The organism is Gardnerella vaginalis 1500E (genome assembly GCF_000263595.1).
Lineage (GTDB): Bacteria > Actinomycetota > Actinomycetes > Actinomycetales > Bifidobacteriaceae > Bifidobacterium > Bifidobacterium vaginale_E.
Genome location: NZ_ADES01000020.1, coordinates 67368 through 86472 on the forward strand (window position 1 = coordinate 67368; position 19105 = coordinate 86472).

Genomic DNA, 19105 nt, shown 5'->3' on the forward strand with positions numbered 1-19105 from the left:
TTATATAATTGACAGACAGAGCGTATTTCAATCCAGAGATGTATTGAGTTCACTCTACTGCCATAGTGGCACGTTTGGCACGCTTACGACGACGTTAGGGATGTGCCAAATTAATAGATAGAAGGAGCACCATGAGCAAAACAGCTAACGGCACAGCTGACACTGATAAGCCTATGGAAGAAAGCGCTGAGCGTCTTGCACGCCCGCTTATAAAACTTGCAAAAGCATGCGGTGTTGCCACTTTTTATATTGATCAGCAGGGAAGCTATACAGAAATTACAGACGAAGCATTGGTTGGAGTGCTTGACGCATTAGGAATGCCTGCTGACACTCAGGACAATATAGCGTCATCGTACAAGCTAGTGCAAGCCAAGAGAGCCAGTGAACTACTTCCTCCAACTGTAGTTTCATTTAACGGCACAAAAACTTGCGTACCAATTCATGCTGGAGATGCCAAGCCGGAAGATATTAGACTTTCGCTTACGCTTGAAGACGGCACTGATTATGAGGGTAAATTAGGAAATATCCTAACTGAAGACGACGGCGACCTATACACTGAACTTCCTGACGATTTGCCAATGGGATATCACACTTTGCACGCCCGAGTTCTTGGGAATAATGGGGATATTACTTCGCATGCAGACGTTACTTTAATAGCAGCTCCTGCACGCATTCCTCTTCCGCAAAGCGTAAAAGAACACCACCGTTGGGGCTTTATGACGCAAATGTATTCTGTGCGTTCTAAAGACTCTTGGGGAATTGGCGATTATGGCGATTTGCGTCGCCTACTTAAGGATGCTGGAGAAATCGGCAAGGCTGATTTTATGCTGATTAATCCAATTCATGCATGCGCTCCTGTAACTCCACTTGAGCCTTCTCCATACTTGCCTGAATCGCGTAGATTCTTGAATGTTACGTATATTCGTCCGCAAGATATTCCAGAATATGCTGAATTAAACGGAGAGGATCTTGCTAAAGTTGAGCAATTACACGAATCTATTGCTCCTCAAAACAACAATCCAAATCCTATGGATATTAACGCTGCTTGGGACGCTAAGCTTCCTGCTCTGCGCATAATCTTCAAGCAGCCGCGCTCTGCAGAACGCGAGCGCGAGTTTACTGAGTTTAAACATCGTTCCGGTGAAGATCTTGATGCTTTTGCCACTTGGTGTGTTGCTTTTGAAGTTTGGGGCGCTCCTTGGGGAGAAAACTTGTGGTTTGACACTACTGGTAAAGGAACTTCGCAAATTGAACGACTTAAGCGCGAGCATGCTGATTTGTTTGAGTTCCATCGTTGGCTTCAGTGGATTGCGGACGAGCAGGTTGCTGCAGCTCACGCTGAAGCTAAAGCTGCAGGCATGGCAATTGGTCTTATGCAAGACATGGCTGTTGGCGTGCACGGCTACGGAGCCGATGTTTGGTGGAGTCCGGAACGATTCGCTAACGGCGTAAGCGTTGGCGCCCCTCCTGATTTCTACAACCAGCAGGGCCAGGATTGGGGTCAGCCTCCATTTGATCCAAATTACCTGGACGAAACAGGCTATATTGCTTACCGAGACATGGTTCATAACGTATTCTTGCATGCTGGAGCTGCACGTATTGACCACGTTCTTGGGCTTTTCCGCCTGTGGTGGATTCCACAAGGCCAGAGTGCAAGAAACGGCGCATACGTGTACTACAACGTAGACGCAATGATTGCAGTTCTTACAGTTGAAGCAACTCGCGCAGGCGGTGTTGTTATTGGCGAAGATTTGGGTACTGTACCGAAGTATGTTTCTAAAGTGCTTGCTTCTCACGGCGTGCTTGGCACTGTTGTTGAGTGGTTTATTCACGACGACGAAGCTGAGGCTGCAACAAAGAAAGCTGGAAAGAAGCAGATTATATTTGCTAATCCTTCTACATATCGAGAGTATGCTCTTGCTTCCGTCACTACGCACGATATGCCGCCTACAGCGGGTTATCTTGCCTTTGAGCATGTAAAGCTTCGCGAACAGCTTCACCTGCTTACAGACTCCGTAGAAAGCTTCCAAGAGACAGCTCAAGCTGAGCGTGATGCAATGATGAAGATGCTTCTTGACGGCGGCTGGATCAGTAAAGAGGCTGCTGAAGACGTAGAAGGCCATGTGCAAGAGATTGTGGAAGCTCTGCATGCGATCATACGCACTTCCCCATCGTTGCTGCTGCAGGTTGCTTTGGTTGATGCTGTTGGCGAGCACCGCTCTCAAAATCAGCCTGGCACTAGCACGGAGTATCCAAATTGGCGTATTCCACTTGCTGATGCAGAAGGTCGCGTAGTCCACACTGATGAAGTATTTAAGTCGCCACGAGTGCTTTCTATGACAGCAGTTATGCGCGGCGAAAATACACAGAAGTGAGTATAATTAAAACGTTGGTTTACTGTGAACCGACTCAATTCCCCGCAAGAAATACGGTTTGCATAGTAGCAAATCAAAAGTATTGATTGCAATGATGTCCTATGTGAGGCGAGCGTCTACGATGATGCTCGCCTCATTAATTATTTGCATAAATTACTTCTTAATATACTTTGCAAAAACACGCTCCAACAAAGGCGTGTGAAGCATAATAGTCGATCCCCAACCAATGAATAATAGCAAAGGTAAACCTTGCGGAAAGTAAATAACTGATGCAGCCACAAGGCCTATAAAAATAGCGTCAATAATAATCATTCCAAGCGTTGCTTGCCAGTATGAAACGCTGAAAATAAAAGCATTCAGAATAGTTTTGCCAATAGAATTTTCAAAACGCGCTTGTAATGCGAAAACCCATTCTGCTATAAGAATCCAGATTATGCTTATTGCAAATTGCGGTATTAAAAGCGGTGGTATTCTAACTGCAATCCAAGCCCATAATATAAGAGCCAAAAATGGGGCCATTACAATCCAGATTACAGTTGATTTCAAAAAGTTACTGGCAAAAGCGCGGAAGTATGCAGAAGTCATGTGTCCTTCAGCATTTTCTACACGTCTTGCAGCATCGTGCGCTGCGCTAACAGCTGCGCCAATGGTGATTAAAGGTATGCTAGTAACAATCATAAGTATGGTAAGCCACACTGTATTAGCAAATGTTTCCATACCTTGCGCAAACTTTGAATACGGGCTTCCAAACGAGAACATTTATATATCTCCTTTACGCTTTGTTTGCGCTATTTATAGCTGACTTACTAGCAATACTTACTAACAATACCCCTACCAACAATACAATGGTGGTGACTTACAAATCTTACGACCGTAGTCACCACCATTATTTTCACCACTTGAGATTTTGGAGGAGAAGAAATCTCAGCCTTTTACCGCACCTGACATAACGCCTTTGATAATATACTTCTGGCAGATGAGGTAGAAGATAATAATTGGAAGAATGGCAAGAACCAAGCAGCCCATCATGGCACCCATTTCAACGGAACCATAGCCACCCTTCAAATACTGAACTGCAATCGAAACCGTCTTGTACTTGTTCAAGTCCAAGGTAAGGTACGGAAGCAGGAAGTCGTTCCAAATCCACATAGTTTGCAGAATAGCCACAGACACAATCGATGGTCGCATAATTGGAATAATAATCTGGAAGAATATGCGCGGCACAGAAGCACCATCAATCATCGCAGACTCTTCAAGTTCTTGTGGTATTCCCTTAATTACACCAGTGAAAATAAACACTGCAAGACCAGCACCAAAGCCTAAGTAGATAATCCACAATCCCCATGGAGTGTTCAATCCGAGCTTGTTAGTTATGTCGGAAAGAGTGAACATAACCATCTGGAATGGCACAATCATGTTAAATAGGAACAACACGTAAAGCATTACAGCGAACCAATTGTTGACTCTAACAATCCACCATGCACACATTGATGTGCAGAGCAGAATCAGAGCAACTGCGCCAACAGTAATCACAATGGTCCACCAGAAGCTCATTATAAGATTCGTACGTTCAATTCCTAAAAGATAGTTATCGAATCCAATAAAAGATTTTGGAGTTAAGCTGAAAGGCTCACTCGCAATATAAATCTTCGACTTGAAGGAATTTATAAAAACTATAGCGATTGGGAAAATCCACAGCAAACTTACAACAGTAAAGAAGGCTGTCCACAGTGCAGAATGCTTCATTTTCTCGTTCATGCCACTACCTCCTTAGACCTAGTAAGCATATTTTGAACCAAAGCAAGCACAGCCACAATCAGGAAGAACACAACTGCCTTTGCTTGGCCAACGCCTTCACCATTTGTACGACCGTAGAACGTGTTGAAAATGTTCAACGCTAACATTTCAGACTTATGAGAAGGCATACCGTTCGTCAAAGCCAAGTTCTGATCGAATAGCTTGAAGCCGTTGGTGACTGTTAAGAATGTGCAAACAGTAATCGAAGGCATCATAAGAGGAATTGTAATCTTAAACAGCGTTTGCATCGGGGTTGCACCATCAACTGCTGCAGCCTCAATAACATCTCCTGGAAGAGCTTGCAAACCGGCAATATAAATAATCATCATATAGCCAATTTGCTGCCAGCAAATAAGCAGCACCAATCCCCAGAAACCATACACGGCAGAATATGTAATAGAACGGCCGAAGTATGCCAAAATACCATTAAGTACTAACTGCCAAACATAGCCTAACACAATGCCGCCAATAAGATTTGGCATGAAGAACACAGTGCGGAAAACGTTTGATCCCTTAAATTTCTTAGTCAACATATATGCAATTGCAAAAGCAATTACATTAATAAGAATAGTTGTTACAACAGTAAATGCCATAGTAAAAATCAACGAATGAACAAAGTGTGGATCCCTAAATGCCTTGCGGTAGTTACGAATACCAACGAATTTACTATCTGTAACAGCGTGGAATTTAGTAAAACTTAAATACACGCCCATAATAAACGGTACAACAAAACCAATAATAAAAGCCGCAAATGTTGGCAAAGCAAACAATGCCCACCATTTACGTATTGCCTTTCCGCTCATACTAATCATGACTCGTCACTTTCTCCTCCTTGAGTGCGACGCCACCATAGACGTCGATGTCGAACCAATATCTTCATTCTACTACATGAATGAGCAATGTCAAACGTTGTCATTTTCTTGCAAAGAATTTGTAGCAAATTGCAATTCTATAATTAAAAATTGCTTGCTATCATTGGCTTTTCAACAAATTCTGCTAGAATGGAAACGGTTGCAAACGTTTGTTTATTACGACCCACAAAAATCCGTATCAAACAACCTACACGATGCCGTGCTAAAATGCGTATGGGAATAAAGGAGTTCACATGCCGGCAAATATTCAAGATGTTGCAGATAAAGCACACGTGTCTGTTTCTACCGTGTCTCGTTCATTTACACGCCCAGATTTAGTTTCATCTTCAACTCGCAACAAGGTATTGGAAATCGCAGAAAAGTTGAACTTTTCTATTTCTAAATCTGCAGCAGCATTAAAATCCGGACGAACTTTGCGCATAGCTTTACTTGTAAGCGACCAAATTCGCCTATGGTTCAGCGCATCTATTATTCAAGGTCTTAACCAAATATTCCACAGCGCAGGCTACGATTTATCTATTTTCCAGATTTCTAGTAGTGAAGAGCGTAACGAATTTTTCACAATGCTTCCAACTAGGCGCAATGCAGACGCGGTTATTGTGTGTTCTTTTGATGTGAATACCAAGGAAATTGAGCAGCTTAAAACTACAGGCGTGCCTATTGTTGGCATAAATTGCTTGCATCCTAAAGACTGCGATTTTGACGCAACTATTAATATTGACGACGATCAAGGCGCGAGGCTTATGGCACGTCACTTGATTGGATTAGGACATCACAATATTGCATATGTTCGCACTACTCGCGATGTTTCACTACATTTCAGCGTTTTGCAACGTTATCATTCATTCATTGACGAGTGCAAAAAGAACGCGATTACGCCAATTGAAATTGTTGCTCCAGCTAATTTAGACAGAATAAGCGCTATAGTTTCTATGCTTCTTGGAAACGCAACAATGCCAACTGCTATTGCTTGCCAGGAAGACGGAATCGCAATACCTCTTATGTTCCAGCTTGCTCGCAGCGGTTACGCAACTCCTAGCGATGTATCAATTATTGGTTTTGACGATAGTTTTTACGCTCATGAAACTGGTCTAACTACTATTAGGCAAGATCCGGTTGAGATTGCGGCAACCGCAGCTAAAATAACACTTTCGTTTATAAACGATCAGAAAGTTGACAATCCTTATAGAATTGTTCCAGCTCAACTTATTGTGCGCTCAAGCACATCGGCTTTATTAAGCGAGTAAATATTTTATTTTATTTAAGCAAGTAGCTTTTTATAATTCTTACACACTATAAATAACAAAATCCGCTAGGACTTAACACTAAACTGTGTCAGTATCCTAGCGGATTCGCTTACGTCGCCTTTGCTTACTTACGTCAGAGGTGCAACGTTTATTAATTTATTTGAATGAAGATTAGTCCTCATCTTCGTGAGACTGAGCATATTCCTTAGCCCAGCCATCGACGAATGCAGTCTTGACCTTATCCCACTTGCCAGTGCCCTGAGCGTACTCAAGCAAAGCAGAGCCAAGATCATTCTTCCAGTTGTCAGATGGCATAACGGTGAAGTTCCAGCTTACTGGGGTCTTACCGGACTTTGCATCCTCAACAGCTGCCTGAGTCAATGGGTTGTCGGACTTAATGTCTGCGAAGCTCTTGAATGGAGTTGTGAAGCCCATCTTCTTGGACAAAGCATCCTTACCAGCATCGGAAGTAAGCAGCCACTTCAAGAAGTCCTTAGTAGCCTTCTTGTTTGCGTCAGAAGCCTTATCGTTAATGCACCAGTAATTCTCAGAACCGGTGGCCAAGCCCTGCTTCTCTTCGCCCTTAGCGCCAATGTAAATTGGGAGCATGCCAAGATCTTCAGCCTTCATACCGGCCTTGGAGAGATCACCCCAAGCCCAAGTACCATTCTGGTAGAACACAGCCTTGTTCTGGGAGAATTCAGCGTTTGCATCTTCACCAGTCTTGGAGCTGAGCTGAGTTGCAGGAGTGGTGGAATCAGTGATGTAAAGATCGAAGATCTTCTTGTAACCATCAAGGAACGTACCCTTAACCTTTGCAGGCTGCTTGGTAACGTGATCTTCCTTGAACTCGTAGTACAGAGGAAGATTTGCAAGGTGGGTCTTGAAGCGCCAGTCAGAGCTGGAATCGAAACCTGCAGAAGTGAAAGCACCGTCTACGCCAAGATCTGCCTTATGAGCCTGAATATCGTCAGCAACAGCCTTCAACTTATCGAAGGAGTTGATTTCTTCAGCAGACTTAACCTTAGCATCCTTAAGTTCGGTGTACTTCTTAAGCAAAGTCTTGTTGTAAATCAAGCCGTAGGTTTCCATTGCGTATGGAACGCCAACAACCTTATCGCCATCCTTAAGAGCAATATCCTTGTTCTGAAGCTGGTTGTAAAGCTCAGTATCCTTCAAGTCAGCAGTGTAATCCTTCCAGCTTGCATAGCCAACTGGGCCGTTAATCTGGAAGAGTGTAGGAGCTTCGTCACCCTTGCTGATTTCGCTCTTCAAAGACTGCTCATATGTACCAGAAGCAGCGGTCTGAACCTTTACCTGAACGCCAGTCTTCTTGGTATATTCCTTAGCAACTTCCTTCCACTGGTTTGCAGCTTCTGGCTTGAAGTTCAGGAAGTAAACCTTGCCCTTCTCAGCGGCTTTTTCGCTGGAAGAGGAACCGCAAGCTGCGAGCGCGCCAAAAGCCATCGCTGAGCAAGCTACCAGTGCAATTGTTGACTTAATCGTACGATTCATCATCGAACCTTTCTCCTATGCCGACAATCCCGTCATTGGACTGCCACACCTTTAGGTGTCCTTATCGACAATACTTATTATGCATCAACTATTTGAATATTGCAAACGATGGCATAACCTAAATTAACGCGTGTCGCCATAAAAACGGCACATAATAATATCTTTAATGAAATTGGAAGGTATTTTTGGAAATAATTAAAGGGATTGCGCAACAATTTAGCAAACGATTGCGCAATCCCTTGAGGATCATAGTTTAAAACAAATTATTCAATTAAGCTAACTCTGCCCATGAGCAATCTTATATTCCTTAGCCCAGCCGTCAACAAATGCGGATTTAAGAGTATCCCACGCCTTATTAGCGCCAATAGAAGCCATACCGTCTTTTGTTGCTTGAGCGTATGTAAGCAGATCAGAGCCAACATCGTCTTTCCAACCGTTAGATGGCATAGTAACAAACACCCATTTAACAGGCACTTTGCCTTCTTTAGCAGTGTAATCAGAAGCAGCCTGAACAAGAGGATTTTCTGCTTTAGGGAAACCTTTGAAAGGAGTAGTAAAGCCCATTTTATTAGCTAAAGCATCCTTACCATAATTTGTAGTAAGTAACCAACTAAGGAAGGCATTAGTTGCCTGCTGATTCTTTTTTGAAGCCTTGCTATTAATGCACCAATAGTTTTCAGAACCGGTTGCCATGCCTTGTTTCTCTTCACCAGGAGCACCAATGTAAATTGGTAGCATGCCAACATCGTCAGGCTTTATGCCAGCTTTTGAAAGATCACCCCAAGCCCAAGTACCATTCTGGTAGAACACAGCTTTACCAAGAGCAAACTCATAAACAGCATCCTCACCAGTTTTAGTGCTTAACTGACTTACAGGAGTTGTTGAATCAGAAATATAAAGATCAAAAATCTTCCTGTAATTATCAACATAGTCGCCATTTATCGACTGCGGCTGGCCATTAATATTACGTTTAGTGAACTCATAATACAAAGGCATATTTGAAAGATGCGTCTTAAAACGCCAGTCTGAGCTTAAATCAAATCCTGCAGACGCAAAAGCACCATCAATACCAAGCTCATCCTTGTGTTTTTGCAAATCGTCTGCAACGTCCTTCAACTTACCAAAATTAGTTATTTGATCTTCAAAAGATTTGCCGTCTTCTTCCGGCTTCAACTTTGCGTCTTTAAGATCCGCATACCTAGCAAGTAAAGCTTTGTTGTAAATCAAACCGTAATTTTCAGTAACGTATGGAACACCAACAACCTTATTGCCATCCTTAAGAGCAAGATTTGAATTAGTAAGCTGCGTATAAAGAGGAGAATTAGTTAAATCTGCAGTGTAATCCTTCCAGTTAGCGTAGCCCACAGGACCGTTAATCTGGAATAACGTAGGCATTTCACCTGGACTGTTTTTATATTTATCGACTGCGGTTTTAAGTCCCTTTTCGTACTGACCACCAGTTGGTGTAACTATGCTTACTTCAACACCAGTTTCACCCGTGTACTTTTTAGCAACTTCTTGCCATATAGGAGTAGCTTCAGGCTTAAAGTTGAAGAAAATAACCTTCCCATTAGCAGACCTATCGGTATTTGCTCCAAAAGACTTAGAAAAACCTAAAGCAGTAAACGCGCAAGCCGCCAAAACAGCGCAAACCACTAGCGCAATAATCGACTTAACTGAACGACTCATCATCGAACCTTTCCACATACTGCTAATCTCTTCCAAACTAACTAATTACTGCTATTGAATACTGAATAAATCACAGTAGTGGATTAATATTACAGCAAACGCAAGACTCAAATATATAAATATCTTTGCAATAAAAACTGTGCAAATCGCAATAAAATATATGAAAATATCTGAAATTCCAAACCGTATTTCAGCAATTCCAATGCACAATCACATTGTCGCCTTTGTACTCGCCAAGCACAGAATAATGCGCGGTATCCATACGAAGAAGTCTCGCAAAATCTGGGTTTACTCCAAGCCAGCGCGCAGTAAGAATACGCAACACATGAGCATGCGCAACAATAAGCACGTCCTTACCTAATTTCAATTTAGGCATTGCCATATCAATAATCTTTTGAGTACGATCCGAAACCTCTTGCAAGCTTTCTCCAAAAGTTCTGTGCACATCCACTGCTTCTCCACTAGGAAGCACTTCTTTAGCATCACTAACCATGTGGGAAGGAAGAACTTTAGGACCATGCTTCCACACATCCCAAGCCTCAACTCCACTTAGTTCAGCAATATCGCTGCGCGTGCGCCCTTCAGCCGCACCATAATCCCACTCCAACGCGCTATCGCAAATAGTATACGAATCAAAACCAGCAAACTGAGCTGTTTGCTGCGCGCGACGAAGCGGACTTACAAGCACACAATCCTTATCAAAACCTTTTGCGAACGCACACTGCAATCTAGCGCCAGCCTCTTTTGCCTGCTCAACACCAACTTCAGTAAGCGGCAAATCCGTGCGACCAGTATGCTGTCCAGACACACTCCAAGCTGTTTGGCCGTGGCGAAGCAACACCAAGCAACCCTGATTCAAGCACTTTTTTTCAGATAATTCTTGAGTAGTGTTATTTTGCATAGCTTCACATTCCTTTAGCGCGCCAAGTACCCTTCTATCGCGCCGGACGCCAAGCGGCACGAGTTTGTTCACGTATATTTCTCAAAATGCATCCACACTGCTACAAATCGAGATTACTGTTCTATGTTACCGCCAAAATTGGTATTTCGTTACCACTAACATAGAAAATATGACGCAATTATCATCGGCAAATAATAAATCCGCTCGCAATCATCACGCGGCTCAGGCTACTGTACAGCGACTTAATGCAGCCAATCATAAGATTGATGCGCTTCGCGAGCGCCGATTAAAAAATCCAAATACTTTAGGAGATTCGTTGCTTAAAGCCGCGCTTCCGTCTTTTGCAACGTTTATAGCTGGGCAAATTGCGCATGTTGTATGGAAAAAACATGTTGATACTAGAAAAATCAATTCAGACTCTAATAATCGTCATAACAATCTTTCTAAAGAAAAAATCGCGCAAAATCAACGTGTTAAGCAAGAAGAACCGTTGCTAATGTCTATCGGTTTTGCAGTATTTTCTGCGATTCTTACTACGATTGTTGGCCGCTTGGTAAGTCACGGAACCTTGTCTTATGTTGCGCGAAGGCAAAGAAAGCGTCAATTTAGAAAAAATAAATTCTAATTTTGAACAAATGAACTGAGAATGCAAAAAATAAGCGAAATTAAAAAAGATAAAAATAATAAGTAGATATAAATAATAAGAAATAATAAGGGATAATAATAACGTGCAAAACTTACGTCATAACGAAACTATAGATACTTTACTAAACCGCCGCTCTATTCGCGCTTTTCGCAACGAAGCAATTGACGAAGATACAGTTACAACTCTTGAAACCGTAGCTCAGCGAGCCGCTTGCAGCCAGTTTTTAAACGACTGGTCAGCGATTAAAATTACGGATAGCTCAATTAAGCAGAAGCTTTCCAAAATCGGCAACCAAACCTATATTGCCACTGCTCCGCTACTGTACGTTTTTATTATTGACCAGCACAGAAACGCTGCAATTGCGCGAAAAAATGGCGTAGATACCAGTAGCGACGAGTTTATGCTTAAAACGCGCTACCGTTTTACTCAAGCTCAAAACGACGTTATTTTGGCGCTTCATGCCATGGAAACTGCTGCGGAATCTTTGGGACTTGGTTGCGTAATTCTCGGTTCAATTTTGAACAGTAGGACTCAGCTTATTGATATTTTGAATTTGCCTGAATACACGTACCCTGTGCTCGGCTTGGCAATTGGTAAGCCTGCGCAAAATCCGGAATTAAAGCCGCGAATGAACGCCAGCATGCAGATTTTTGAAAACACTTACCCTGCTGACGACGCTGAATTATTAGAAAATCTTGCTGATTTTGACGCTCGCGTGCACCAGTATTACGATTTGCGAAATGCTAGCCGACCAGTTGACGCTTTTAGCGCGCAAATTGTTGCGCTGGCAGCGGATAGTAGCGATAAAAAGCATGAGGCAGAGGATGTTGAGCAGGTTGCAAGGCAAGGTTTTAACGTTGCGTAAGATTTAAGCGCAGCATACGCTTCATATTGTGAATGTACAGTATCAATGCGTTATTAGCGCCGTCTTGGCTTGTATCCGCGTTTTCTAGATTTCGGCTTCGCGCTTGCAGACGGCGAGCGCATATCGGAATACATGCGATTCACCGGATTTTTATGCGTCAAATGCCAGCATCCGCAATATTCGCAAGCATAAACCCATAACTGTGTTCCGCGCTCTCTTAAACTTTGCTCCGCCGCCATAAGAGCCTGCCCTTTATTCTTATACATGATCTTTTGGGTAGATTCGCAGCGCTTTGGAGTAAAGAAATACATAGCTTTTATGGTAGCAAACCGCTTAACAGAGCTTATACAAGCTACGCACAATGGCGTAAATCATGCAGTATTCCTAAACTTAAGCCACAAAACACATTCACAAAAGTTCAATATAAATTCAATTTCTTATACTTTAGTTCAATTTTTTCTACTATTTCCTACTATTTTTTACTATTTCTCGTCATTTTTCGAGAAAATACTATACAAAAATAATTTTAGCGACTACCATTGGGCAAATAATTCAATTTAATACTTATATTTTGAACTTTACTGTGAACTTTATTGTCAGTTTGTTCAATTTATAAATGCTAATTTTATTAGAAAGACAGATTATGGCACAGAATTTTGCCGATGAGCTTAAAAAAGCTATGAAAACGCAAGGTTATAAGCAGATTGACGTAATCGAGCTTGCAGCAAAAAATGGCCATAAGCTTGGCAAAAGCCAGTTAAGCCAGTATTTAAGCGGCAAAACCGAGCCGCGCAAAGACGTGCGAGATATGCTTGAAAAAATTCTTGAAATTAGCGGCAGCGGAATCAAAAGTGGGCATTCTTGCGCAAAAAGCGAGCAAAAGTCGCCAGCAGATTGCAGCGAGCAGCGCGAGGAAAATCGCCCATTAACAGAATGTGAGCTTTCCGAAACGCTCAAGCATCGCACATTCAACAAATCCACCAAACTGGAACACGTGCTTTACGACGTTCGCGGCCCTGTTGTTGAAGAAGCTAACCGCATGGAAGCAAACGGAACGCATATTTTAAAGCTCAACATTGGAAATCCTGCGCCTTTTGGATTCCGCGCGCCAGACGAAGTGATTTACGACATGCAGCAGCAGCTTATTGACTGCGAAGGCTACTCGGATAGTCGCGGACTTTTCTCTGCGCGCAAGGCGATTATGCAATACGATCAGCTTAAGGGCATTCCAGGCGTGCAAATGGAAGATATTTACACCGGAAACGGCGTTTCCGAGCTGATTAACCTTTCTATGCAAGCGTTGCTTGATTGCGGCGACGAGATTCTTATACCAAGCCCAGACTATCCTCTGTGGACCGCGTGCGCGAGCTTGGCTGGCGGCACTCCTGTGCACTACATGTGTGACGAAAAGTCGCATTGGTACCCAGATATTGCCGACATTCGCTCTAAAATCACGCCTCGCACTAAAGCAATCGTGATTATTAACCCGAATAATCCTACGGGCGTGCTGTATAGCCGCGAAGTTTTGGAAGAGATTGTTAAGATTGCGCGCGAGTTTAATCTGATTATTTTTGCGGACGAGATTTACGACCGTCTTGTTATGGACGGAAAGAAGCATATTTCGATTGCTTCTCTTGCTCCAGACGTGTTCTGCGTAACTTTTAGCGGTCTTTCTAAATCGCATATGATTGCTGGCTTCCGTATTGGTTGGATGAGTCTTTCGGGAGATAAATCCAAGGCTCGCGACTACATTATGGGACTTAACATGCTTTCTAATATGCGCTTGTGCTCGAATGTTCCTGCGCAGTCGATTATTCAGACTGCTTTGGGCGGATACCAAAGCGTTGAGAAGTATTTGGAGCCGGGCGGACGCGTGTATGAGCAGCGCGAATACTGCTATAACGCGCTTCAGGAGATGGATGGCGTAAGCGTCGAGCGACCGGATGCCGCTTTCTACATGTTTGTAAAACTCGATCCAGACCGCTATAACATTCACGATGACGAACAGTTTGCGCTTGATTTGCTTCGCGATCAGAAGTTGCTGATTGTGCACGGTAAAGGCTTTAATTGGCAGACTCCAGGCTACTTCCGCGTAGTCTACTTGCCGCGCTTGCAAACGCTTCGCGATGCAATGGGCAAACTCTCTAACTTCCTCTCCTACTATCGCCAGTAACAGCAACCCCCACCTATAAACTGCGACAAAACACTCATTTCGCTCACGGTCCATAAAAAGGTGTATATCAAGAGGCATATATTATTCAGAATATGAAAGACATTCATAACATGAAGAAAGAAAAAAAGAGAAGGAAATGAACGCTGCGGCACGGATTCGCACAACTCTTATTATTGCCGTTTTATCGCTTAATGCTTTTCTTTTAACAAGCTGTAGATTTGGCGTAAGTCTATATCTTTTAATACATGTCGACTTATCTCACGCAGCGCTTAACGCGGTTTCCGTAGCGCTTATGACCTGCGTAGCAGCACCGCTTGGCGGAATTATTGCAGATAAATATCCACCAACTAGATTGTTTATAGCGCTAACGTTTTGTTTTGCCTTGTTGTGTACTGGATACGGTTTCGCTTTAGTAGCACAGCATAATCTTATTGCTATTACGGTTACACTACTCGGCATAATATTCGGGTTCTTTACTGCATTTTCTTCGCCTAATCAAAAAGTATTGATGGCATATAGCGTACCAGCTGGCGAAAAAACCAAGTTTTTGGCAAGCATGCGTATGTGGATTAATCTCAGCAGGCTTGCTGCACCTGCGATTACTGGCATATTTGTTGATATATGCAATCCGCTCATTTTCTTTACGAGCATTGCTATTGTGATGATATTAGCGGCGCTACCTCTACTGTTAGTTAATCTAAACCAGCAAGCACAAAATAGCGCAAACAATACGAAGACAGGAAGCAATAAAACTGCTGGTTTTGCAGCTTCTCTACGCTATATGAAATCTACACCATGGTTAATAGTCTTAGGAGTAGTATCCGCATTACAATCTGGATCATGGCTTGCTGCATTTAGACTAATGGGAGCACACCATTGTCTTACACTTTTTCATTCGGCATCCACGTGGGGGTCAATAGTCAGCATATTTAACATTGGCATGATTGTAGGTTCAGTATTATGCAAATATATTGTGCTTCATTATGAGATTTTATACTCTATTTTATTACCTGGATTCCTTTCTATTCCTTTACTTATTTTCGCACTTAATAATTGGATTGCTCTTTTTCTTTGCTCTGCTTTCATTGCAGGTATTATTTTTGACGCAACTATTGTCTATGGGCAAACAGCTCTTCTCGACGGCATACCAACACACATTCTCGGCGCAACTACTACTTTTACTTCTATTATGGAGCAATGCGGCATTATCGTAGGGTATGCAAGCGTACTAGCATGGGGAAATCTAAATTCATCATTATTCATAATGATTGCTTCTGGCGTAATACTTGTTTCAACAGGTATGGCCTTATGGATTATTCAAGCTCGTAAACAAACATACCCATCAATGCTTACCAAAGATTATTGGACACCATCAACATGGGTAAAAAGAAGCATATAACAAGCTATTTAGTGCGAAAGCACAATAAAGCTATGCAAATGCAATTACATCACAGGACAATTAGTTTGCACATCCTGTTGGAATCCTGACGGATCTCCTAGTTTTGCTTTACGCATATGCTCTTTGAAAAAGTTTCGCGTTGCATCATCACAACGGTCTGGACCCATAAACGGCATGCTAAGCACTTTTTCGAGCTCATGCAAAGCTTTACTTGCCGCTTGCTCATCACTAGCATACGTGTCTAACCATTGCCGTTCCCAAGCACACTGATAATAATTAGATGCTTGCGTATCACCATATCCACTCTGGAACTGGCTGTCTTTTTCTTCTCCAACCAAGTTTGCAGGAGCTTTATATTTTTCAGGCCAACTAAGCTTTGCCACAGATTCCTGATACTCCTTCTCTATATGAGCAAAATCAACAGTCTCTCTAGACGAACTATTTTGCGATCGCGCACCATCCACACCACTCGCATTATTGTTGCCTATTCCTCCACACGCATTAAGCATAAGAAGCGCACTAAGCACACCAACAATAAGAGTTGCTTTACCAATAGTATGATTATTCATTATTCCTTCTTTCTTATTTTTTGAAAATTAACGCAATGCTAATGCTGGCTGTAAACGCGATGCTTTTATTGCCGGCACCACACTTCCAGCAAGCGCTGTAATAAAAGCCGCAATAACAGCTCCAATAGCAGCTTCATATGGGTAAACTGGCGGACTAACTGGGCTTGCTGCATCCCAAAAACTTGATGCTATAGACACAAGACCAAAAGAAACAGCAACAGCAGCAATCGAAACTATTAGTGCTAAAATAATCGCACTGCCTAACACGAGTGAAGCAATCGACCATTTAGTAGCACCCAAAGCTCTGCGTATAAGCAGTTCATGCGTGCGCTGCTCCAACGATGCTAAACCAATATTGATTAAACCTAGCGCGGAAACAAAAAGCAATAATGCTGCTACGATAGCAAAACTTAATTGCAATACTATTATCACATTCTCGTAATCATCACTATTATCATGTCTTCTAATTTCGTTTACTTGTCCACCACAACAGTCGTAAAGAGCATCTGAAACATAAGATTTAATTGATTTTTGAGGACGATTTTCTTTATTCAACCAGTAGATTGAGCCTTGAACTTCTTTTCCAGAATATTCCCAAAGAGTTGGAGCGTAACGTAATAATCCTAGAATATTCACGTATACTTTTGCTGAGTCTACGCCATCGCTCACAACTCCAACAATCCTTATAGGACTCATTTGTGTTGTTTTGCGAGAAGTAATAAACGCTACTTCACCAATCTTGTATCTTTTGCTAGCAGATTGGTTTACTACCATTTCTAATGCGTTGCTTTTATTGCTATTACTAAACCATCTTCCACTTACAATAGGTAAGTTATAAACTCTGTTGTATCCTGCCGTAGTGTAAACAGCGTCAACATATTGAAGATTGCCAGTCTTATATTCTTTGCTTATTTTTACACTCTTCGAGGCTGTCATAGAAGTGCTAAACAGTAGTCCAGTGTTTGGTTGTAGCATAACGTTAGCATTACGGTTTGCGGATTCAATGCGATTTAAGAATTTGTCAAATACTGAATATTCGTCAAAATTTTGTGCTGAAAAAGTAATCTCGTATGTTGGTCTACGACCGTTTAGCTGTTCGTTAGTTGCAATAAGATAGCCCTTACCAACCGTGCCAATAAGCACTGACGCAATAACGGCAATGATGCCTATAAACATTGAAAAACCTGTAAGGAAGGATCTCATAGGAGACAGGCGCAAATCTTTAAGCAGCATGATCATAAAGAACACCGCCTTCCATAGTAAAAATGTGAGAGCAAGAACGAGCTACTTTCATATCATGAGTGACTAATAGTAATGTTGTTCCAGATTCTTGAACACGATCATGCAACACTTGAAGCACTTTTTCTCCCGTACTACTATCGAGCGCACCAGTTGGCTCATCGCAAATAAGTAATTCGGGATTAGTAACGAGAGCACGCGCAATCGCGACTCTCTGCTGTTCACCGCCTGATAGACTTCCAGGGTATTCGTTTAGTTTATCTTGCAATCCAACAGCACATAATGCTTCTTCTATCGTTTTTCTTCTTGTCTGCTTGCTTTGTTGTAGTCCTGCGTATAAAAGCGGCAACTCAACATTTTCTCTAATACTTAAATGCTTAATGAGAGAATAGTTTTGAAAAACAAAACCAATATTTCGAGCGCGCATATGCGATACTGTATTATCACTACACTTTTGGATTGACTTGCCAGAATAATAGTATTTTCCAGTAAAATTTTTATTCAAAAATCCAATAATAGAAATAAGACTCGTTTTGCCGGAACCAGACCTGCCAACTACCGCGTATGTTTCACCTTGATTAAGTAACATAGAGGCAGAGTTAACAGTGGTAAGCCATTCGCCATTGCCTAGTTTTACACGCGCTGACACGTCTTGTAGTTCAACTAGTGGAACAGGATTGTTCTCCATAATCATTGCACTCCTGGAATGAGATCAGGAGAAACACCTGCTACGACATCACCCTCATGCAAGCCAGACGTAATTTCAATATTAGCGCCGTCACTGATTCCAAGACCAACTTCTTTACTCTCCCAATTATCACCTTTTTTGTATGAGACTAAGCCTTTTTGAACTCTTCCAGCAACCGCACTAACGGGCAGTGTTAGAACCGATCGTTTATGCTTGCCATTAAAAACAAGCGTCGCATTTTGACCTGATTCTACTTCTGCGCTTTTATCTATTAAACACGTTAAAACTTTTGACGATACACTAGGTGCACTTTGCGCGCTCGACTCATCTGTTTGAGTCGAATCAGCATTATCATTCTTGCTACTATCCGAAGCTGCAACATCGGTAGAAGTTCCACCGCTTTGTACTATTTGCAAACAATTGGTTGGTCCAACACCGTCTTCAACTTGGAAGCGACCTTTAACATCTGTAATATCCGCAGAACGAAGTAAAGCTTTTGCGTTAAGGCTTATTGAAAAACCTTCATATTTAAGAGTGAATAGCGGGAAAGATTTAGGCACGTCCGCAGATGATTCAGCTACTGACACAACTTTAGCGTCTACGGGAGCAATAATTTTGTTACCAGCATTGTAGCCTAGAACACTTCCAGCTTTTACAACACTTCCTGCTTTTACCGATGGAGAAAAATTCCCTCTACTTACAGCAGTGATAACAAAGGTAGACGATTGTTCTATTGTTGCTTTACCCGACACAACTTGTGTTAAAGGCTGTTTTTTGACTGAAACAAGTGGAACTGAATCATGTGATGCCTGCTGCTGACTATTATCAACTGCTCTACCAGAGCACGCAGTAAGCAAACACACTGGCAGAGCAGCGAACAAGAATACTTTCGTAAACTTACGCATAACACAAAGCTCCTTACTCTCCAAACTCGTAAACTCATAGGATGCGTCGAAACAAGCCTCTCAAACTGATCCAAAATAAATAAAGGGCTCGGTAATGCTGCAATTAACGCTTTTATGATTACCACTTTATTTAGAATTTCAGCTTTTGGCTAATAGCTTATAATCGCCGTAAAGAGTTTGCATCACACTAAATGATGATTTTATTTATGATTTTTGGAGCTTGCA

General features: G+C 42.2%; 17 protein-coding genes. 6 read left to right on the forward strand and 11 right to left on the reverse strand.

Annotated features, from left to right (window positions below):
• Nucleotides 1-131: 131 nt before the first annotated feature.
• Nucleotides 132-2375 carry a 4-alpha-glucanotransferase gene (gene malQ, locus CGSMWGV1500E_RS00680; protein WP_004129325.1) on the forward strand — a complete coding sequence of 748 codons (2244 nt, stop codon included), beginning with the start codon at nucleotides 132-134 and terminating at the stop codon, nucleotides 2373-2375.
• Between the two features lie 153 nt (nucleotides 2376-2528).
• Here the strand turns inward: malQ and CGSMWGV1500E_RS00675 are convergent, their stop codons facing one another.
• The 3 genes from CGSMWGV1500E_RS00675 to CGSMWGV1500E_RS00665 form a co-directional block, all read right to left on the reverse strand.
• Complete coding sequence (locus CGSMWGV1500E_RS00675; protein ID WP_004129327.1) at nucleotides 2529-3134, reverse strand: DUF624 domain-containing protein; 606 nt, start codon at nucleotides 3132-3134, stop codon at nucleotides 2529-2531.
• A gap of 165 nt (nucleotides 3135-3299) precedes the next feature.
• Nucleotides 3300-4133, reverse strand: a complete 834-nt coding sequence (locus tag CGSMWGV1500E_RS00670; RefSeq protein ID WP_004129331.1) for a carbohydrate ABC transporter permease — start codon at nucleotides 4131-4133, stop codon at nucleotides 3300-3302.
• A complete protein-coding gene (locus CGSMWGV1500E_RS00665) occupies nucleotides 4130-4984 on the reverse strand; it encodes a carbohydrate ABC transporter permease (protein WP_004129333.1) in 855 nt (284 codons plus the stop codon). The genes CGSMWGV1500E_RS00670 and CGSMWGV1500E_RS00665 overlap by 4 nt, the downstream gene beginning before the upstream one ends.
• A gap of 293 nt (nucleotides 4985-5277) precedes the next feature.
• On the opposite strand from CGSMWGV1500E_RS00665, the gene CGSMWGV1500E_RS00660 reads away from it, so the two are divergent.
• Entirely contained in the window at nucleotides 5278-6291 is a 1014-nt protein-coding gene (locus CGSMWGV1500E_RS00660; RefSeq protein ID WP_004129336.1) for a LacI family DNA-binding transcriptional regulator, read from the forward strand.
• Between the two features lie 171 nt (nucleotides 6292-6462).
• Here the strand turns inward: CGSMWGV1500E_RS00660 and CGSMWGV1500E_RS00655 are convergent, their stop codons facing one another.
• From CGSMWGV1500E_RS00655 to CGSMWGV1500E_RS00645, 3 genes are all read right to left on the reverse strand, one after another.
• Nucleotides 6463-7809 carry an ABC transporter substrate-binding protein gene (locus CGSMWGV1500E_RS00655; RefSeq protein WP_004129339.1) on the reverse strand — a complete coding sequence of 449 codons (1347 nt, stop codon included), beginning with the start codon at nucleotides 7807-7809 and terminating at the stop codon, nucleotides 6463-6465.
• Nucleotides 7810-8082: 273 nt separating this feature from the next.
• Nucleotides 8083-9498, reverse strand: coding sequence for an ABC transporter substrate-binding protein (locus CGSMWGV1500E_RS00650; RefSeq protein WP_032843685.1), 1416 nt, complete (start codon nucleotides 9496-9498; stop codon nucleotides 8083-8085).
• Nucleotides 9499-9685: 187 nt separating this feature from the next.
• A complete protein-coding gene (locus CGSMWGV1500E_RS00645; protein ID WP_004129351.1) occupies nucleotides 9686-10396 on the reverse strand; it encodes a histidine phosphatase family protein in 711 nt (236 codons plus the stop codon).
• A 169-nt stretch (nucleotides 10397-10565) separates the two neighbouring features.
• Here CGSMWGV1500E_RS00645 and CGSMWGV1500E_RS00640 point away from each other — a divergent pair, with 169 nt between their 5' ends.
• Together CGSMWGV1500E_RS00640 and CGSMWGV1500E_RS00635 are read left to right on the forward strand one after the other, a co-directional pair.
• A complete protein-coding gene (locus CGSMWGV1500E_RS00640; RefSeq protein WP_004129353.1) occupies nucleotides 10566-11021 on the forward strand; it encodes a DUF4235 domain-containing protein in 456 nt (151 codons plus the stop codon).
• A gap of 103 nt (nucleotides 11022-11124) precedes the next feature.
• On the forward strand, nucleotides 11125-11907 hold the full coding sequence (locus CGSMWGV1500E_RS00635) for a nitroreductase family protein (RefSeq protein ID WP_004129355.1): 783 nt from the start codon (nucleotides 11125-11127) through the stop codon (nucleotides 11905-11907).
• A gap of 53 nt (nucleotides 11908-11960) precedes the next feature.
• Here CGSMWGV1500E_RS00635 and CGSMWGV1500E_RS00630 read toward each other — a convergent pair whose 3' ends face one another.
• Entirely contained in the window at nucleotides 11961-12218 is a 258-nt protein-coding gene (locus CGSMWGV1500E_RS00630; protein WP_004129357.1) for a hypothetical protein, read from the reverse strand.
• 332 nt (nucleotides 12219-12550) lie between these two features.
• Between CGSMWGV1500E_RS00630 and CGSMWGV1500E_RS0106170 the strand changes: the two genes are divergently transcribed.
• Nucleotides 12551-14080 carry an aminotransferase class I/II-fold pyridoxal phosphate-dependent enzyme gene (locus tag CGSMWGV1500E_RS0106170; protein ID WP_004129360.1) on the forward strand — a complete coding sequence of 510 codons (1530 nt, stop codon included), beginning with the start codon at nucleotides 12551-12553 and terminating at the stop codon, nucleotides 14078-14080.
• Nucleotides 14081-14216: 136 nt separating this feature from the next.
• Entirely contained in the window at nucleotides 14217-15479 is a 1263-nt protein-coding gene (locus CGSMWGV1500E_RS00625) for an MFS transporter (protein WP_004129364.1), read from the forward strand.
• 44 nt (nucleotides 15480-15523) lie between these two features.
• Here the strand turns inward: CGSMWGV1500E_RS00625 and CGSMWGV1500E_RS00620 are convergent, their stop codons facing one another.
• Genes CGSMWGV1500E_RS00620 through CGSMWGV1500E_RS00605 form a run of 4 tightly spaced genes read right to left on the reverse strand, consistent with a single transcriptional unit; the run spans nucleotide 15524 to nucleotide 18880 of the window.
• A complete protein-coding gene (locus CGSMWGV1500E_RS00620; RefSeq protein ID WP_004129367.1) occupies nucleotides 15524-16048 on the reverse strand; it encodes a hypothetical protein in 525 nt (174 codons plus the stop codon).
• 27 nt (nucleotides 16049-16075) lie between these two features.
• Nucleotides 16076-17287, reverse strand: a complete 1212-nt coding sequence (locus CGSMWGV1500E_RS00615; protein ID WP_004129370.1) for an ABC transporter permease — start codon at nucleotides 17285-17287, stop codon at nucleotides 16076-16078.
• Entirely contained in the window at nucleotides 17271-17981 is a 711-nt protein-coding gene (locus CGSMWGV1500E_RS00610; RefSeq protein ID WP_004129373.1) for an ABC transporter ATP-binding protein, read from the reverse strand. The genes CGSMWGV1500E_RS00615 and CGSMWGV1500E_RS00610 overlap by 17 nt, the downstream gene beginning before the upstream one ends.
• On the reverse strand, nucleotides 17978-18880 hold the full coding sequence (locus tag CGSMWGV1500E_RS00605; protein ID WP_004129376.1) for an efflux RND transporter periplasmic adaptor subunit: 903 nt from the start codon (nucleotides 18878-18880) through the stop codon (nucleotides 17978-17980). The genes CGSMWGV1500E_RS00610 and CGSMWGV1500E_RS00605 overlap by 4 nt, the downstream gene beginning before the upstream one ends.
• Between the last annotated feature and the right edge of the window lie 225 nt (nucleotides 18881-19105).

What these genes read in the sequence shown, in the direction of transcription:
- malQ (WP_004129325.1), top strand. Translation starts at nt 132, where the DNA reads ATGAGCAAAACAGCTAACGGCACAGCTGACACTGATAAGCCTATGGAA.
- CGSMWGV1500E_RS00675 (WP_004129327.1), bottom strand. Translation starts at nt 3,134, where the DNA reads ATGTTCTCGTTTGGAAGCCCGTATTCAAAGTTTGCGCAAGGTATGGAA.
- CGSMWGV1500E_RS00670 (WP_004129331.1), bottom strand. Translation starts at nt 4,133, where the DNA reads ATGAACGAGAAAATGAAGCATTCTGCACTGTGGACAGCCTTCTTTACT.
- CGSMWGV1500E_RS00665 (WP_004129333.1), bottom strand. Translation starts at nt 4,984, where the DNA reads ATGATTAGTATGAGCGGAAAGGCAATACGTAAATGGTGGGCATTGTTT.
- CGSMWGV1500E_RS00660 (WP_004129336.1), top strand. Translation starts at nt 5,278, where the DNA reads ATGCCGGCAAATATTCAAGATGTTGCAGATAAAGCACACGTGTCTGTT.
- CGSMWGV1500E_RS00655 (WP_004129339.1), bottom strand. Translation starts at nt 7,809, where the DNA reads ATGATGAATCGTACGATTAAGTCAACAATTGCACTGGTAGCTTGCTCA.
- CGSMWGV1500E_RS00650 (WP_032843685.1), bottom strand. Translation starts at nt 9,498, where the DNA reads ATGATGAGTCGTTCAGTTAAGTCGATTATTGCGCTAGTGGTTTGCGCT.
- CGSMWGV1500E_RS00645 (WP_004129351.1), bottom strand. Translation starts at nt 10,396, where the DNA reads ATGCAAAATAACACTACTCAAGAATTATCTGAAAAAAAGTGCTTGAAT.
- CGSMWGV1500E_RS00640 (WP_004129353.1), top strand. Translation starts at nt 10,566, where the DNA reads ATGACGCAATTATCATCGGCAAATAATAAATCCGCTCGCAATCATCAC.
- CGSMWGV1500E_RS00630 (WP_004129357.1), bottom strand. Translation starts at nt 12,218, where the DNA reads ATGTATTTCTTTACTCCAAAGCGCTGCGAATCTACCCAAAAGATCATG.
- CGSMWGV1500E_RS0106170 (WP_004129360.1), top strand. Translation starts at nt 12,551, where the DNA reads ATGGCACAGAATTTTGCCGATGAGCTTAAAAAAGCTATGAAAACGCAA.
- CGSMWGV1500E_RS00625 (WP_004129364.1), top strand. Translation starts at nt 14,217, where the DNA reads ATGAACGCTGCGGCACGGATTCGCACAACTCTTATTATTGCCGTTTTA.
- CGSMWGV1500E_RS00620 (WP_004129367.1), bottom strand. Translation starts at nt 16,048, where the DNA reads ATGAATAATCATACTATTGGTAAAGCAACTCTTATTGTTGGTGTGCTT.
- CGSMWGV1500E_RS00615 (WP_004129370.1), bottom strand. Translation starts at nt 17,287, where the DNA reads ATGATCATGCTGCTTAAAGATTTGCGCCTGTCTCCTATGAGATCCTTC.
- CGSMWGV1500E_RS00610 (WP_004129373.1), bottom strand. Translation starts at nt 17,981, where the DNA reads ATGATTATGGAGAACAATCCTGTTCCACTAGTTGAACTACAAGACGTG.
- CGSMWGV1500E_RS00605 (WP_004129376.1), bottom strand. Translation starts at nt 18,880, where the DNA reads ATGCGTAAGTTTACGAAAGTATTCTTGTTCGCTGCTCTGCCAGTGTGT.